The sequence below is a fragment of the Vibrio sp. 10N.261.52.A1 genome (assembly GCF_002876325.1).
GTDB lineage: Bacteria > Pseudomonadota > Gammaproteobacteria > Enterobacterales > Vibrionaceae > Vibrio > Vibrio chagasii.
The window spans coordinates 1-665 of record NZ_MCYD01001104.1; the positions used below are offsets into that span (position 1 = coordinate 1).

Annotated in this window: 1 protein-coding gene; it reads left to right on the plus strand. The window is 40.3% G+C overall.

Annotated features, from left to right (window positions below):
- Positions 1-334 precede the first annotated feature (334 nt).
- The coding region (locus BCT81_RS23640) for a response regulator (RefSeq protein ID WP_133152703.1) at positions 335-665 on the plus strand (331 nt) is incomplete at its 3' end.

Sequence of the window (665 nt, forward strand, 5' to 3'; positions counted from 1 at the left end):
GAGCTGCAATAGTTAGGGGAATTGCTTTCATTATTATTATGTCCATTTTGTTAGAAATGAATGACATGTCTTCAGTTTTAAAGGGCTCAAAGAAGGACATGTGCATAAGATGCTAATTATAGTAATTAGAAATCCTCTCCCTATAAGCAATCTTAATGCCAACAAATAATGCATCAAGTCTCATTAAATTGCTGTTATTTCGGACAAAACTGCGTCATTTCGCTATATAAAATGAACCAAAACATGAGCTAGGACAAAATGTCGCACATTGTCCCTGTTGAACAAAAGGTTAATTGGTACACTCTGTCCCAACTTTCCCTTTCGGCTGATCATTATGTCTTTACCTAGTTCAAACGCCTCTAACCTCAATCCAAACACCTTGACTCAATATCAGGCGTTTTCGGTCCTGGTGGTCGATGATGAAATTGGCATGCAGGCAATTTTAAAGAAAGCACTAGGTAAGTACTTTGGCAAGGTGTCGAGTGCAGGCTCAGTAGAAGAAGCAGAAACGCTACGTTGCAATGAACACTTCGACCTGATCGTTCTCGATATCAATCTTCCTGGTCGCTCTGGTATTGAGTGGGAAGAAGCCTTCAATGATAGCGACCGAAAAGCAGATGTTATCTTTATGACTGGCTATGCCGATCTGGAGATGACCATATCAG